Raw genomic sequence first — 16965 nt, 5'->3', positions numbered from 1 at the left:
TAAGGAAAAGGGAGAATCTTTCATGATGAAAAACATTATTGTTACCGGAGGAGCAGGATTTATCGGCTCTAACTTTGTTCATTATGTAGTGAACAATCATCCGGAAGTCCATGTAACAGTCTTAGATAAATTGACTTATGCCGGAAACAAAGAAAATCTTGCTGGCTTGCCCGCTGACAGAGTAGAGCTTGTAGTGGGGGATATTGCCGATGCTGAATTGGTAGATCGCTTGGTAAAAGATACAGATGCTGTGGTTCATTACGCTGCAGAGTCTCATAATGATAATTCTTTGAATGATCCATTTCCATTCGTGCAAACGAATATCATTGGAACATATACATTGATTGAAGCATGCCGTAAGCATAAGGTACGCTATCATCACGTTTCAACTGATGAGGTATACGGAGATCTGCCATTGCGTGAAGATTTACCTGAGCATGGGGACGGACCGGGAGAGAAGTTTACTGCGGAAACTCCTTATAATCCATCAAGCCCGTATTCATCAACAAAAGCTGGCTCAGATCTTTTGGTAAAAGCATGGGTTCGTTCTTTTGATTTACAAGCAACGATTTCCAACTGCTCGAACAATTACGGACCTTATCAGCATATAGAAAAGTTCATTCCTCGTCAGATCACAAATGTTCTGAGTGGAATCAGACCTAAGCTATATGGTGCTGGAAAAAATGTACGTGACTGGATCCATACCAATGACCATTCATCTGCTGTCTGGGCTGTTTTGACAAAGGGAAGAATCGGCGAAACTTATTTGATTGGTGCTGATGGAGAAGAAGACAACAAAACCGTGATTGAACTGATTTTGGAATTGATGGGTCAGCCAAAAGATGCATATGATCACGTGAATGATCGTACGGGTCATGATTTGCGCTATGCAATCGATTCTGCGAAATTGCGTGAGGAATTAGGCTGGACGCCGGAGTTCACTGATTTCCGTACAGGCTTGGCTGATACAATCAAGTGGTATACAGAAAACGAAAACTGGTGGAAAGCAGAAAAAGATGCAGTAGAAGCGAACTATGCGAAGAACGGGCAGTAATAGAGAAGTGCCTGAGCATTGCCGCTAACAACTGCTGACAATCGGTTCGCCAGTTGACAATAGCGAATCTGGTAGACGTATCTACCTGTTGATTTATAACTTTACTAGCAGTTTTATGTGCAAATAGACAGCGAGACAGAAGTTGCATTATCGAAAATAAGTTGATTTGATTCTTATGTCGATAAGAGAGAAAATCAAGTGGATGAAGAAATGGTTTGCCCGATGATCATATGTGTAAGAAGCGATTCTTTTCGATCAACTGACAGTCATTTTTTCTTACTTGCTTCTTGGCACAGCGACCTTCTGTCTCGACCTCTTTTTGAAGAGCTCTAAGTGATTTCATTGGATTTCTGATAAAAAAGAAGTGCTTCGTTTTGAAAACGTAGGACTGATAATTCAAACAATCAAGAATGAAGGAGAGAATACCATGATTCTAATTACAGGTGGAAATGGACAACTAGGAACAGAACTGCGTCATTTACTGGACGAACAGGGCTTGTCATACGTTTCAACAGATGCTGCTGAAATGGATATCACAAATGCAGAGGAAACAAAAGCATTTATTGCTGATCTTAAACCGGAAGTGATTTATCATTGTGCAGCATATACTGCTGTGGATAAGGCAGAAGATGAAGGCAAAGAGTTAGATGAGAAGATCAATGTTGACGGGACACGAAATGTTGCAGCCGCGGCAGAAGAGATTGGTGCTGTTTTGATTTACATAAGTACTGACTATGTTTTCGATGGAACGAAAAAAGATGGCGTATACCAAACAGATGATCAAACAAATCCGCAAAATGAATACGGTCGAACAAAACTGCTTGGAGAAAAAATCGTTCAGGAAACAATGAGTAAGTACTATATTATTCGTACATCATGGGTATTTGGTAAATATGGGCACAATTTTGTTTTCACCATGCAAAAATTGGCTGAAACAAGAGATCAGCTGACTATCGTAAATGATCAGTTTGGACGTCCTACTTGGACCCGAACATTGGCAGAATTCATGGCATTTGTTATCAAAGAAAAAGCTGATTACGGTATTTATCATTTATCAAATGAAAATAGCTGCAGCTGGTATGAATTTGCAAAAGAAATATTGAAGGATACATCAGTTGAAGTCCTACCTGTTGACTCAAGTCAATTTCCGCAGAAGGCAAAACGACCTCAATATTCTGTTATGGATTTAAGCAAAGCAGAAGCCCTTGGTTTCACTATACCAACATGGCAGGATGCATTACAGCAGATGCTGGCTGGTTTGAACTAACCAAAAGATTGATCATGTATCTGACACAGGGTCTTCTTTTAGAGGGTAAATAAATCATCGAATTTGAAGGAGAAGGATATGAAAGTTGCAGTTTTGATACCTTGTTATAATGAAGAGTTGACGATTAAAACGGTTATTGAAGATTTTCGTAAAGAGTTGCCGGAAGCAGATATTTATGTTTACGACAATAACTCAACAGATAATACGAATCAAATAGCCAGAGAAGCTGGGGCAATCGTAAAAAAAGAACCACGTCAAGGGAAAGGGCATGTCGTAAGACAAATGTTTTTTGATATTGATGCAGACTACTATTTGATGGTAGATGGGGATGACACGTATCCGGCAGAAGCTTGCCATAGCCTTCTTGAAGCACTTGTGAATGGAGAAGCAGATATGGTCATCGGAGATAGATTATCTAACGGAACTTATACAAATGAGAATAAACGACCGATGCATAACTTTGGGAACAACCTTGTTAGAAATTCTATCAATATGTTGTATGGCAGTAATATTCAAGATATCATGACAGGCTATAGAGGCTTCAATAAGTACTTTGTTCAAAGCTATCCTGTATTGAGTAACGGATTTCAAATTGAAACGGAATTGAGTATCCATGCATTAGATAAACGATTCAAATTAAAGGAAATCCCAATCGTTTACAGAGATCGTCCAGAGGGCAGCGAATCAAAACTAAACACAGTGTCAGACGGTTTTAAAGTAATCATGACGATTGTGAATATGTTCAAAAATTATAAACCATTGTTTTTCTTTTCAGTGGGAGCATTCATTTTTATGATACTGAGCCTATTGATGGGGGTTCCAGTTATCAACGAATTTATCCGTACGGGCTTCATCAGTAAAGTTCCTTCCGCTGTATTAGCAGTTGGTCTGATGTTAGTTGGCCTATTGTTGTTTATTACCGGATTGATTCTTGATACTGTTGTGAATAATTCTCGGAAAGATTACGAGTTGGCTCTTCATGATATTTACTGGCGTAATAATATGCTGGAAAAGTATAAAAAATAATTTTTACAACATAAATTCAAATCCACAGAAAACAAGAGCAGAAACAGAAAAGAACTTTGAACAAAGGTGTTCTGTTTCTGCTTTTGTCGATCTGGGGCTGAATTACTGGAAAGGAAATAGTTTAGGTATGTTGAATAAAATAATAGGATTTGGCATTGTAGGTATCATTGCCACAGCGATTGACTTCGCTAGTCTTTTCGTATTGAAATCATTATTGGGAGTCAATGTTTACATAGCAGCAACAGTGGCATTTCTTCTGGCACTGGTTTTTAACTATGCAGCAAGCATGAAGTATGTTTTTGTGGCAAAGGAAGGCTTATCTGTGCAAAGACAGGTTGCCATTTTTTTAATTACAGCTGTCATAGGCTTATTGATCAATCAAGCAGTCATGTATGCGGGAATAGAATGGCTGGGTATGTACTACATGTTGGCTAAGTTCCTGGCAACAGGAATAACCATGGTCTTCAATTTTGTAGCGCGTCATATGTTATTGGAAAAATGAGGGAGGAACTGATGAAAAAGAATAGTTTAAAATGGATCGTGTCTGGGCTGGTTTCAGTTCTATTAGGTCTTTTCTTCGCCTACGGCTCTCAAATTGGTTTTGGAAATATCATCGATTCCTTTACGAAACCGGAGTTGGACATTCAAAATGCAGAACCTCTGTATGTAGACTTTGATTCTAAAGACGGCAAGCTGACTTCGCAGACAGATGATGCCTATATGGTTTATCATAGTGTTAATAGTTATGTAACAAAGCTGGCGCTTTCCGTGGAAGCCGAAGAGCAGCCAGTGGATATCAAGATTTATTATAGTGACGGCGGCGATTTTTCAGAAGAGAAATCTATGCAGAGGACATTTAGCGGGAAAACACTTACCTTCGCTATTGACAGCTATGTCACTGACTTGCGAATTGATCTAGGTGCTGCTAAAGGCCAGACCTTTGAAGTGAAGGAGGTCAATCTTGAAACACCGAACATCCTGTTTTCAAGAGGTACTTTGACACTGGCATTTTTACTCGCTATAGGTTTCTTATTTATATTTGCCCACTTTATTTTGGGGCCTAAGAAATTGTATGGCTTGGTGGATCGTCATCGTTATTGGGTTGCAGCTGGGCTTATTGCATTGGCTGTTCTATTTGAACTAAGCGGTTCATCGCTCGGTTCTTGGGGAAATTATATTTCAATGGACAATGACGGCCTTTTAGCCGGGGTGTTTCGTCCAATTCGTTCAGATGAGTGGGCTGTAAATACACCATTTACCATGTCGCAATTTTATGACGGTTATTCTTCCGTGAATAGTATTATTCGGGGGACCTTGACAGATGTATCGATTGTCTATGGACAGCCGGCGTTTAGTCTTACTCTGATTTTCAGATTGTTTAGTTTAGGTTATGTCCTTCTTGGAACATCCTATGGATTAGCGTTTTTCTGGTATGGACGTTTGATCGTGCTATTCTTAGTTACCTACGAATTTGTGAAGTGGCTGACAAATGGGAATAAGCCTTATGCGGTATTGGGGAGTATCTTGATTACCTTTGCACCAATCGTTCAGTGGTGGTTTGCTATTAACGGGCTAGTAGAGATGCTGATCGCAATGCAGCTGTCTCTGTTATTCTTAGACAAGTATATCAAAACGGATAATAGCAAAAAACGAGCATGGTATTTTGTTGTGATTTTGCTTTGTGCAGGGAATTTCATTTTGACCTTCTATCCTTCATGGATGGTGCCAATGGCTTATATCATTCTGGCTTTTGCCGTTTGGATCATCATAGAGAACTGGTCCATTTTGAAATTTAAGAAGATCGATGTATTGAATATCGTTTGGATGACTGTTATTTTTGCTGCAGCTATAGGATACATTTTCTATTCATCCAAAGATACGATCGATGCAGTGATGAACACTGTATATCCAGGTTCCCGTCTAGTTACAGGCGGCGGTTTTGAGCTGGAGAATTTGTGGGGCGGCTTTGCCAATCTATTCTTCCCGTTCAGAGAATATACAGATATTCATAACGCTTCTGAACAGGCATTCTTTTTCGATCTCTTCCCATTGGGGATTTTACTGAGTCTGTTTTACATGTTCAAGTCTAGAAAAAAGGACACCCTAATGATCATTCTTATAGGACTAAGTGTTTTCTTCTTGATTTGGATGTGTCTAGGTTATCCTGAAATCATTGCAAAGCTGACAATGCTGAATCGCTCACAGCCAAGACGTTCGTATTTGGCATTCGGGCTGATCAATATATTTTTACTTCTGCGTGTATTGGCGTTGAGTAAAATTAAGATCAAACCGATTTGGGGAATTGCTGCAGCTGGGATTTATGCGGCAGTTGCCGTGTTCATCAATAAAAAACTATATCAAGTTTTTCTTGATAGTCCAGTGCTACTTGTCATTATTTTTGTTGTTGCATTCGTGTCAGGATTCCTTGTGATCAGCATGAACAACAAATCTAAAATCGTGGCTGTTGTGATTGGATCAGTTGTCTTGATCAGCGGGATATCCGTGAATCCTCTTCAGCAGTCAACAGATGCTGTGGAGACTATGGAAATTGGTAAGGAACTGAAGAACATTCAGAAAGAGGATGAAGGAAAGTGGATCGTTGAGGGCATGGGCTTGCCAATGAACAATTTCTTGTTGATGTTTGGATTACCGACAATCAATTCTACAAATGTTTATCCAAATCTGGATTTATGGGAAAAAATTGATACGGAGAAGAAATACGAAGAAGCGTATAATCGTTATGCACACATCGTGATCAATGCTGTTTCAAATGACAACCCTGAAAAAGGTGTGTTTGAAGTATTGTGGCCGGATCTGTTTTCAGTCAATCTCACATTGGATGATTTGAAGCTGATGGATGTTAAGTATATATTTACAGTAAATGATGTGGCTAGTATTCCTGAGTTTGAAAAGGAAGTAGAATTCCTGTATATTTCTGATGATGGGTTCAGGGTGTACAAGATTATTGGTGATTGATTTCTTGGAAAGCAACGGTTCTCCAAGTAATTTCTAAATAAAACAGTTGTGTTTGCTTGATATTCTGTTTTAAGGCAAAATAAATAGGTAGTTATTAATATGAAACTGTAAGGTTAGTAATAGAGAGAAACATTGGGGAATTTATTCTAGGAGGAGTAATACTAATTATGAACAAAAAAAATATTTGTTCCTTTGTTGTTTGCACAAGCTTAGTAATATCTAGTGCAGCACCGATAATGGTGGTATCAGCAGAGGGGAATGAAGAAGTTCAGAATGGGGAAAGTCAGTATAACGATACGTTGATAAATGAGCAGGTAACTGGAATTTCAAGTTCAGAGTCACTGGTGGATACGGATAGTTCCTCTGTAGGTACTGAAGCAGCAGAAGAGGAAACTACACAATCGGAAACAACTGAAGAAACCACAGAAACAACAGAAGAAGAGGTAAGTGATCCGGATGCTTATACAGAGCCGGCGCCTTCCAGTCGTTCAGATTTGTCAGTGGCTTCACGAAGTCTGGCAAGATCGGCTATTGATACAGTAACTGCTGGGGAAGCGAATCGTCCAAAGGTGAGCTTTATCGATGTATCTTCTCATAATGGCACCATAACGACTAGCCAGTATCAAATGATGAAGACCTATGGTGTCAAAGGGGTAGTGGTTAAGCTTACAGAAGGAACTACTTACTTTAACACTTTTGCACAATCTCAAATTGCAAATGCAAAGGCTGCAGGTCTTAAGGTATCTGTCTATCATTACAGTCACTATACGACAGCTGCAGGAGCACAAGCAGAGGCTAACTACTTTGTAAGTAAAGCAGCATCGCTCTCTCTTTCCAAAGACACTGTGATGGTCAATGATATTGAAGAAGGCACCATGAACATTTCTTCGTTGAATTCAAATACAATGTCATTTAAGCAACGCTTGAATAGCTTGGGCTACAATAATGTTGCATATTATATGTCCAGAAGCTGGCTGGATGTTGCAGGTGGAAACTTTCAGACAGCAACATTTGGTAAAGGAAATATCTGGGTAGCACAATATCCGTATACACCAACAGCTTCTCAAAATTGGAACAGCGACTACAGTTCTTGGCAGTGGTCATCGAATTTCTTTTTCCCTGGTATCTCTCATGCGTTTGACATGAATACAGACTATACTGGATTGTTTACTGAAGAGTCGACAGACAAATGGGACCCAAGTATTCCTGTTACCGGTACGACATCTATAGCAGATACAACAGGAACAGAAACAACTTTTAGAGCGACTGCGACAGTCAGCGCAGGCGGCTATGTTCCTTATAAAGTCTATTTTCCAACATGGTCAATCAACGGCGGACAAGATGATATTGTTTGGTATGAAGGGAAATTGAACAGTGATGGTACATGGACTGCCGATATCGATATTTCCAAGCATAAAACTGTAGGCAACTATACATCGCATGTGTATGTACAGATGCTTGCCAGCAGTTCGAATATATTTATAGGAAGCAATGACTTTGTAATATCTCCCGTTACTATGGATGCTCAAATCGTGAACTATGATAAATCAAAGGGAACCTTTGATGTAATTACTACCGGTACTAGTGTCTCTGGGATCAAGCAAGTCCGCTTGCCGGTTTGGAGTAAGGAAAATCAGTCAGACCTTTACTGGTATGATGCAGTAAGACAATCTGACGGAAGCTATAAAGCGACTGTGAATATCAAGAATCACAGTTATAATACTGGAACGTATACAATCCATTCTTATTTATATGGGAATAACGGGCTGAGCGCAGCGAAAGCACTGAGTCAAAAGGTAGAAGCTTCAGAGGTAACCTCCTCAACTACTATCACAGATACAAAGAAAACGGAAACTACCTACACTCTTACTGCAGATGTTGCTACAGGGGTCTATGGAACCTTGAAGGAAGTCAGTTTTGCTGTGTGGAGTAGTCAAGGCGGACAGGATGATATCAGATGGTATGTTGCTTCAAAACAAAGTAACGGAAAATACACAGCAACAGTGAATATCAACAATCATAAGACAGCTGGAGAATATGTTGTTCACACATATATCAAGCTGCCGAATGGTACATCAAAGTTTATGTCGAATGACAGATTTACTGTAACCGCACCGACGGCTTCAGTAACAAGCACAGACTTTAATAAGACAAAAGGTACCTTTGATGTAACTGTGAATGTATCTGCTCCCGCAGGAGTAAAAGAGGTCAATGTTCCTGTTTGGAGCAAGAGTAATCAATCTGATATCAAATGGTATAAAGGGACTAAACAGAGTAACGGCACATATAAAGTAACAGTAGATGTGAAAAATCATCAATATAATTCTGGAAATTACAAAGTCCATGTCTATGCTCAAACAAATAACAGCTTGTCTAGATTTGCATCTATTTCTAATGGTGTAACGGTTTCTTTACCGGCAATCACGGGATCGATAAAAGTAACACCTAACAGTACAGAAACTACCTATAATGCAGTCTTGACAGTAAATATGGGCGTATATGGTACAGCAAAACAAATCTTGCTGCCTGTTTGGTCTGACAAAAATGGTCAGGATGATATTAAATGGTATGTTGGAAAAAGAAATAGTGATGGTACTTATAGTGCACCAATCACTATCTCCAATCACAAAGATGCTGGAAAATACAATCTTCATGTCTATGCTCAGTTATCGAATGGGACAAACAAGTATGTTACCGCAACAACATTCAATGTGACAGCTCCTACCGCAACAGTTTCAACTGGTGCCTTCAATAAATCAGCCGGCACTTTCACTGTAACCGTTAAAGGCAGCAGCAAATCAGGTTTCAGTAAAATCCTTGTTCCTGTATGGAGTAAGAGCAATCAATCTGATATGAAGTGGTACGAAGCAGTGAGACAATCGGACGGTACGTATAAAGTAACCGTGAATATCAAAAACCACGGAAACAATAAAGGTAAGTATAATGTTCATACTTATTTATATGCTGCGAATGGTGTGACAGGCTTTGCGGCTGCAGCACCAGTAACTGTCTCTTAGTTAGAAAAAATAAAGGGCGACTTCTGTGGATGAATACAGAAATCGCTCTTTACTTTTTATGGTCTGATTTGACTTAGCAGTATAAGTATATATGATGAGGATTCAAGTGGTAAAGTAAAAAAATCAAGGGGAACAAACTGAATGATCCCACTCTTCCAGCCTCGACAAATCAGGATATTTTGATTCAGCTTGATGGAGAAAAAAATATGAAATCTGCTTAAGTAGAATGTTAAAAATTTGTTTATGAGTTTTGGAGAAAATTGCCTACTCTTGAAATAAGTGATATAATTCATTGATGTTTTAGTGACAGAACAAGGGTAATTAAAAGAACATAGAAGTAGGAGATTGAATGATTTTATGTTGAAAAAGTTGATGAGTTTACCAACCGAATTATACCAGAATAGAAAGCTGGCTTTCACACTGGCTAAAAATGATTTTAAAATGAAATATGCAGGTTCCTACCTAGGAATTTTCTGGGCGTTTGTCCAACCAATCATCACGATTTTGGTCTATTGGTTTGTGTTTGGAAGCATCTTTAAAAATGGAGCAGACCGTGGCGCACCCTACGTTTTATGGCTGGTTACAGGACTGGTTCCCTGGTTCTTCTTACAGGACAGCCTGGTTTCTGGGACAAACACATTTCTTGAATACAATTATCTAGTAAAAAAAGTGGTTTTTAAAATCAGTATTTTACCAATGGTCAAGATTTTGTCCGCATTTTTTATCCATGTTTTTTTCTTGGCGTTTGTACTATTACTTTATTTGTTTTATGGTATGACACCAGATTTATACTATCTTCAAGTGATTTATTACAGCTTTTGTATTTTTTGTTTTGTACTGGCGGTATCCTATATCACCAGCTCAGTAGTAGTCTTTTTCAGAGATTTGACACAGATCATCAGTATTGTTTTGCAGGTGTGGATATGGATGACCCCTATTATGTGGGCATTTCCGGATCTAGGCTTGGCCGACAACAGTTTGATAACAACGCTGCTTAAGCTGAATCCAATGTACTATATTGTCAATGGGTATCGTACAACCCTAATAGACAAAATCGGTTTTTGGGAGTTTCCTAGCCTAACACTTTATTTTTGGGCAGTAACTATTCTTTTGTTCATTCTTGGAACATTCCTGTTCAAAAAATTAAAAGTCCATTTTGCGGATGTATTGTAGAAGGAGAACTTACAATGTCAGAAAGTATCATTACTGTAGAAAATTTGAGTAAGGTGTATCATTTATATGATAAGCCTTTTGATCGTTTAAAAGAAGCGTTGGGAATGAAGGTCAACTCCAGCGAATATTATGCATTAGACAACGTCAGCTTTGATGTGAAGAAGGGTGAAACGATTGGGATCATTGGGACAAACGGTTCTGGAAAATCGACATGTTTAAAAATCATCACAGGCGTATTGAACCCTACAAGCGGTAATGTAAATGTAAGCGGAAGGATATCAGCACTTCTGGAGTTGGGTGCTGGTTTCAATCCTGAGTATTCCGGCTTAGAGAATGTGTATCTAAATGGAACAATGATTGGTTTCTCAAGAGAAGAAATTGATGCGAAACTGGAAGCAATCTTAGATTTTGCTGATATCGGCGAGTATGTTCATCAACCGGTAAAAACGTATTCCAGTGGGATGTTTGTCCGACTGGCTTTTGCGATTGCCATCAATATTGAACCTGAAATACTGATTGTTGATGAAGCTTTGTCTGTTGGAGATGTGTTTTTCCAAGCTAAGTGTTTCAAGAAGTTCGAAGAATTCAAAGAAAATGGGAAAACCATTTTATTGGTTAGTCACGATCTTGGAAGCATTTCAAAATACTGTGACCGAGTTGTTCTTTTGAACAACGGGAAAAAACTTGATGAAGGCAGCCCGAAAAAGATGGTTGACTTGTTCAAAAAAGTTCTTGTAAAGCAGGAAGGTATTCAAGCCTATGATTCGCCAAAGGGTGCGAATGATTTGGAAGATATCGAAACGGTAGAAATCGATAACTGGCAAAAACCGTTTACGTTAAATCCTAATGTATTGGAGTACGGAAATAAAATGGCGGAAATCATTGATTTCACGATCATTGATTCTAAAGGAATACCAACTAATACGATTGAGAAATTTAGTGATTTTACGATCAAAATGAAAATTAAATTCAATCAGGATCTTGAAGATGGTATCTATGCCTTTACAATCAAGGACCTGAGAGGAACTGAAATATCAGGAACAAACAGCATGTTTGAAAAAGTAGAAGTGATGGATCGGAAAAAAGGGGACATCTTAGAGGTTTCATTTACTCAAAAAATGCGGATACAGGGCGGGAACTATTTATTGTCGCTTGGTTGTACCGGTTATCCGCAAGGAGAATTTGATGTGTACCATAGATTATATGACGTCTGTAATATAATGGTTATTTCGTCAAAAGACACAGTCGGGTACTTCGATATGAACTCCACAGTTCAAGTTGAAGCTATTCAATGATAAGTGAAAGGGGACTTGGTGTGGATACATATATTGGAAAAGTAAAGTTGGATGAAACGCATTATCCTGGGGAAGATTTTTATAGCGATGGTGCGATTGAAGACAAGCTTTTAGAAATCGTCACAAATTACCCGGAGGATCAATACAACGAAGTCATTGCTGAAAGCAAAGACTGGGCTATCTTGTATCATCTATCCCACATTCGAACCAATATTGTGGAATGGCTGCCGATTGAAAAAACAGAAAGTGTTTTGGAAATCGGAGCTGGCTGCGGTGCAATAACGGGGATATTAAGTGAAAAGGCACAGAAAGTAGATTGTATTGATTTATCTAAAAAACGAAGCCTGATCAATGCAACCCGCAACAAAGAAAAAGAGAATATCGTTATTAAGCTTGGAAACTTTCAGGATGTTGAAGAATCATTAACTGAAAAATATGATTGGATCACATTGATTGGTGTTTTTGAATATGGAAAGGGCTACATAAATTCTGATGATCCTTATGTAGATTTTTTGAAGATTGTCAAAAAACATTTAAAGCCAAATGGGAAAATCGTGATTGCTATTGAGAATCGACTAGGATTGAAATATTTTGCCGGTTGTACCGAAGATCATTCGGGTATTTTATATGATGGAATCGAAGGCTATCATAATGAAGGGATTGCAGCAACGTTTTCAAAGCCGGAGCTGCAGAAAATATTTGATAAGAGCGGTTTTTCGAATGTTGATTTTTACTATCCATATCCGGATTATAAATTGCCTTTGTACATTTACTCAGATGACTTTTTACCTCAATTAGGTGATCTGCATATCAATCAAAACTATGATCGTTTAAGAGTGAATGCATTTGATGAAACAAAGGCTTATGACAGTCTGATCAAAAGCGGTTTGTTCCCTCTCTTTTCAAACTCTTTCTTGACAGTATTGAAAGGAGAGCAATGATATGCAAAAGATAGTGTTCAGTAAGTTCTCAAATGAAAGAGCACGGCGTTTCGCCATTCGAACAGATATTGTATCTGATGAATCGAAGCAGTTGTCTGTATTTAAGCGCAACCTCTACCCGGAAGGGCAGCAGCATATAAAAAATATTTACAGATGGTATGAAGAATTGAGTAAGGTTTACGAGGGAACGCAGATTGAGCTAAATCGTTGTGAGTATCTGGGAGATAAAGTATCCTTAGAATACTTGCGTCAGCTTACTTTGGAGCATGAATTGAATGAGCTGTTGAGGAAGCGCAGATTTGATCAATTCAACAATTTACTTTTTTCTTATATAGATGAAGTGAAAAAGGGCGATATGATCCATCCTTTTGTTAAGACAGAGGCGTTTGTTGAAACCTTTGGAGATGTGACCGTCGATGATTCACTTTCAGCTAAAGTGACGAATATCGATATGGTATTAAATAATGTTATCTTAGGAGAAAAATGGACGATCATTGATTATGAGTGGACATTTGATTTTCCTGTACCGGCAAACTTTGCAGTTTATCGAATCTTGCACTATTTTATTGCCAGTACACCTTACCAAGCCTTGTTAAACAGTGACGAGTTGTTTGAGCAGGTTGGGATCTCAGCTGAGGAGCAAGAGATTTATGCTGCAATGGAAAAGCATTTTCAGATGAACTTTCTACTGACAGATGTGAAAGAAAAGCAGCCGCTAGTGCCGATACGAGAATTGCATGAGGATATTTCTCCCGGTGGAATCGACTTGAAACGAATTTACAGTGAGGCACAGATGCATAAAAGTGCAGTTGTTCAAGTATTTTTTAGTGACCAGTATGATTTTTCAGAAGAAAATTCTTCTACTATCCATTGCAATATTGATGAGAAGGTAACGATTGAACTTGAACTGCAACCAGATACAGATTTCCTTCGTCTAGATCCTCATGAGCTTTCCTGCAGTTTATCTGAGTTGGAAGTTGTAGATGACAAGGGTGAGGCTGTTCCTGTTTTTACAACTAATGGAATTACTATCAAAGAAAACAGAGTCATATTTTTGGCCGATGATCCGCAGCTTATTTTTAGTGGATTGAAAGAGAAGACGAAGCTGACAATCAGTTATCAGCTTCAGTTGATTGATGCGCGTGAAAAAAATGTCTTTGAGAGTATATTAGAAGAAGCAATCACGTTGACAGATACGATTTCTCATATGAAACAGGAATATCAACAAATAGAAGCAGAAAATGACCAGTACCAGCAAGTGATACAAGAGAAGGAGAACCAGATATCTCATCAGGCTCAAGTCATCACGAACATGGAAAACACAAAAATCTGGAAAGCCTATGAGCAATATAAGAAAACATTCAGAAAGTCCTGATAGGGAAACTGTGTGAAATAAGGAGAAAGAAAACAGTGGATAATAGTTTTTGGATAAGAAGTGATCGTTTTCATTTAAAGGATAAGACAAAATATATTATAGACGCTTGGTTGAAAATCGATCAGATGATCAGCATTAAGTTAGACGATCAGCTTTTGGATTACAGTATTGAAGAATCAGACGAAATCCAAGATGATACGATTGGCCGCTTTGTAAAAATCATTGTTTTTCTTCCAGATGCATTGGAGTCTTATCAAAGCTTAAAAGTTTTTAGTTCCGGTAAAGAAGAAGAAGTGCTCTTTGAAGCTAAGGTGCTCGCTCTACTTAAAAAGAAACAGCCCATTCAGACCTGCTATGATAAAATCGATGTTGATTTTGCAGCGAAGACTTGTAAAGTTGAAGGCTGGGCAGTTTCAAGTGAACCAGTAGAAATCAATCTCCTTGATGACAAAAATAATCCTGTTCACTATGAAATCCAACGAGTAAAGCGTAGAGATGTACAAGCTCTGTACCCTGAGTATGATTTGGATCAGGAAATAGGGTTTATTGTTACCTTTTACTATGGAAATAGTAAGAAAGGAACCTTGTCTATTCGCACTAGCAGCTTTGTGATCAATAAAGAACTTCATTTGAGCAGAGCCTACTATAGAAGAGAGAGACTTCAAGCCTTATTGAAAAAAGCAAGAGTTGTGATAAAGACTGAAGGATTTGGTAATTTCATTCGAGCAGTCTTTAGAAAGCTAAAGGGGAAAGTTGCTCCGACACGAGCGTTGCCGGTCAGCTATCAGGAATGGATCAAGCATCATCTTCCTGACGAGCAGGAGCTTAAGCGACAAAGAGGGTACACGTTTGAAAATCGTCCGTTGATCAGCATTGTTATTCCGTTGTATAAAACACCGGAGCACTATTTGACGCAGCTGATCGATTCAGTCAAAGCGCAGTCTTATGGGAATTGGGAGCTATGCTTATCTGATGGTAGTGGAGAACATTCACCTATTAAAAGCATGCTGGAGCAGTTTGAAGCAGAGGATGAAAGAATCAAGGTCGTGCATAATGAGAAACAGCTGCATATTTCTGAAAATACAAACGAAGCAATAAAAATTGCTTCCGGTGATTACATTGCATTTGCCGATCACGATGATTTACTAACACCCAATGCGTTATTTGAAAATATTTTATTGATCAATAAGCATCCGGATGCAGAAGTGATTTATTCTGATGAGGATAAGGTTGATGAAGAAGGACAATATGTTCAACCGCATTTTAAATCAGATTTCAATATTGATATGCTTTGTTCAGTAAACTATATTTGCCACTTTACTGTTGTGAAACGAAGCATCATTGATCAGGTAGGAATGCTTCGCTCTGAATATGATGGGGCACAGGATCATGACTTTATTCTTAGATGTGTGGAGGCGACAAGCCATATTTACCACATTCCGGAAATCTTGTATCATTGGCGTATTTCAGAGGATTCTACATCTGAAAATCCGGAAAGCAAACGTTATGCGATCGATGCTGGGAAAAAGGCTGTAAAAGCTCACTATGACCGTATCGGCATCGCAGCAACTGTTGAGGATGGTGAGTATTTCGGATTATACCGAACACGTCTACAGCGTAAAAGCGATCCATTGGTTTCCATCATTATTCCAAATAAGGATCATATTGATGATTTGAAGTTGTGTATTGATTCAATCGAAGAAAAAAGCACGTATAAAAACCTAGAATATATCATTATCGAAAACAACAGTACAGAGGACGCGACGTTTGATTATTATGATCAGTTGAAAGCAACGAATCCTCGTGTGAAGATCGTTACGTATGAAGGAAACTTCAACTATTCAGCAATAAATAATCATGGCGCATCATTTGCAAGTGGGGATTATTACTTATTCATGAATAATGATGTGGAAATCATCAATCCGGAAACGATTGAAGAATTGTTGAACTATGCAATGCGTGAAGATGTAGGCGTTGTAGGCTCAAGACTATATTATCCGGATGGAACCATTCAGCATGCTGGAGTAGTTGTAGGACTGGGCGGTGTTGCCGCTCACTCGTTTGCCAATCACGTTCCGGGAGATACTGGATATTTCCACAGAATTATCGTCACGCAAGACTGCAGTGCCGTTACAGCAGCATGTATGATGGTCAATCGCACGGTTTTTGAAGCAGTACAAGGCTTTTCTGAGACGCTTGCAGTGGCATTCAATGATATTGATTTCTGCTTGAAGGTACGAGCGTTAGGCAAGTTGATTGTCTATAATCCGTATGCAGAGCTGTATCATTATGAGTCTAAATCCAGAGGAATTGAGGATACACCGGAAAAAATCCAACGTTTTCAAAATGAGATTGCGGTGTTCCAAAGTCGCTGGTCTGATATCCTAGAACAAGGTGATCCGTACTATAATGTAAATCTTTCATTAGATACACAAGACTTTTCACTTAAGTCTGTCTAAGGGGAGTAAAGAGGAAACATAATCTTTGGGCAATTGTTCTGACCGTTAACTCTTTAATGATGAAAATCAACTTACTCAATAAAATAGAGAGCTGTCATGAAATCCTAACAGGATTTTATGACAGCTTTTTTGTGCAATCGTTAAATCAAATATCATGTGGAGCATCCGGAGTATTGGTTGAGATATGCCGCAAAGAAAAGTTTCGGCGTTGATTTTCTGAGTGATTTTAGACAGGTAAAATTGGTGCTCGATTGCTTATTTAAAATAGACAAAGTATAATGAATTTCGGAAGAATAAAAAAGAGACATACTATCAAAAGCGAGAAGTGATATATTTCAGCTTTTTTAATAATCTATTCCATACCTTAATTGGACTTTAGAGC

Annotated in this window: 11 protein-coding genes; all 11 read left to right on the top strand. The window is 38.6% G+C overall.

Annotated features, from left to right (window positions below):
- Window positions 1-25: 25 nt before the first annotated feature.
- Window positions 26-1054 carry a dTDP-glucose 4,6-dehydratase gene (gene rfbB, locus I6N96_RS03535; protein ID WP_209556225.1) on the top strand — a complete coding sequence of 343 codons (1029 nt, stop codon included), beginning with the start codon at window positions 26-28 and terminating at the stop codon, window positions 1052-1054.
- A 427-nt stretch (window positions 1055-1481) separates the two neighbouring features.
- Entirely contained in the window at window positions 1482-2321 is an 840-nt protein-coding gene (rfbD, locus tag I6N96_RS03530) for a dTDP-4-dehydrorhamnose reductase (protein WP_209556104.1), read from the top strand.
- A 78-nt stretch (window positions 2322-2399) separates the two neighbouring features.
- Window positions 2400-3347 (top strand): glycosyltransferase family 2 protein, encoded by a 948-nt coding sequence (locus tag I6N96_RS03525; RefSeq protein WP_209556103.1) that lies wholly within the window; start codon window positions 2400-2402, stop codon window positions 3345-3347.
- Between the two features lie 127 nt (window positions 3348-3474).
- Window positions 3475-3849 carry a GtrA family protein gene (locus I6N96_RS03520; RefSeq protein WP_209556102.1) on the top strand — a complete coding sequence of 125 codons (375 nt, stop codon included), beginning with the start codon at window positions 3475-3477 and terminating at the stop codon, window positions 3847-3849.
- A gap of 11 nt (window positions 3850-3860) precedes the next feature.
- Window positions 3861-6323, top strand: a complete 2463-nt coding sequence (locus tag I6N96_RS03515) for a DUF7657 domain-containing protein (RefSeq protein ID WP_209556101.1) — start codon at window positions 3861-3863, stop codon at window positions 6321-6323.
- A gap of 167 nt (window positions 6324-6490) precedes the next feature.
- Window positions 6491-9340: a GBS Bsp-like repeat-containing protein gene (locus I6N96_RS03510; RefSeq protein WP_209556100.1), complete on the top strand. Its 2850-nt coding sequence runs from the start codon at window positions 6491-6493 to the stop codon at window positions 9338-9340.
- A 357-nt stretch (window positions 9341-9697) separates the two neighbouring features.
- The gene (locus I6N96_RS03505; protein ID WP_209556099.1) at window positions 9698-10513 is read left to right on the top strand and encodes an ABC transporter permease; all 816 of its coding nucleotides are present in this window, start codon (window positions 9698-9700) and stop codon (window positions 10511-10513) included.
- Window positions 10514-10527: 14 nt separating this feature from the next.
- Window positions 10528-11808, top strand: coding sequence for an ABC transporter ATP-binding protein (locus I6N96_RS03500; protein ID WP_209556098.1), 1281 nt, complete (start codon window positions 10528-10530; stop codon window positions 11806-11808).
- 20 nt (window positions 11809-11828) lie between these two features.
- Window positions 11829-12749: a methyltransferase domain-containing protein gene (locus tag I6N96_RS03495; protein ID WP_209556097.1), complete on the top strand. Its 921-nt coding sequence runs from the start codon at window positions 11829-11831 to the stop codon at window positions 12747-12749.
- A gap of 1 nt (window position 12750) precedes the next feature.
- Window positions 12751-14124 (top strand): hypothetical protein, encoded by a 1374-nt coding sequence (locus I6N96_RS03490; protein ID WP_209556096.1) that lies wholly within the window; start codon window positions 12751-12753, stop codon window positions 14122-14124.
- Window positions 14125-14159: 35 nt separating this feature from the next.
- Window positions 14160-16583 carry a glycosyltransferase family 2 protein gene (locus I6N96_RS03485; protein ID WP_209556095.1) on the top strand — a complete coding sequence of 808 codons (2424 nt, stop codon included), beginning with the start codon at window positions 14160-14162 and terminating at the stop codon, window positions 16581-16583.
- Window positions 16584-16965 lie beyond the last annotated feature (382 nt).

The organism is Enterococcus larvae (assembly GCF_017830045.1).
In the GTDB taxonomy this organism is placed as follows: Bacteria; Bacillota; Bacilli; order Lactobacillales; family Enterococcaceae; genus Enterococcus_L; species Enterococcus_L larvae.
Note: the sequence above shows the minus strand (reverse complement) of the source record. Positions and strands in the feature narration are given on the sequence as shown.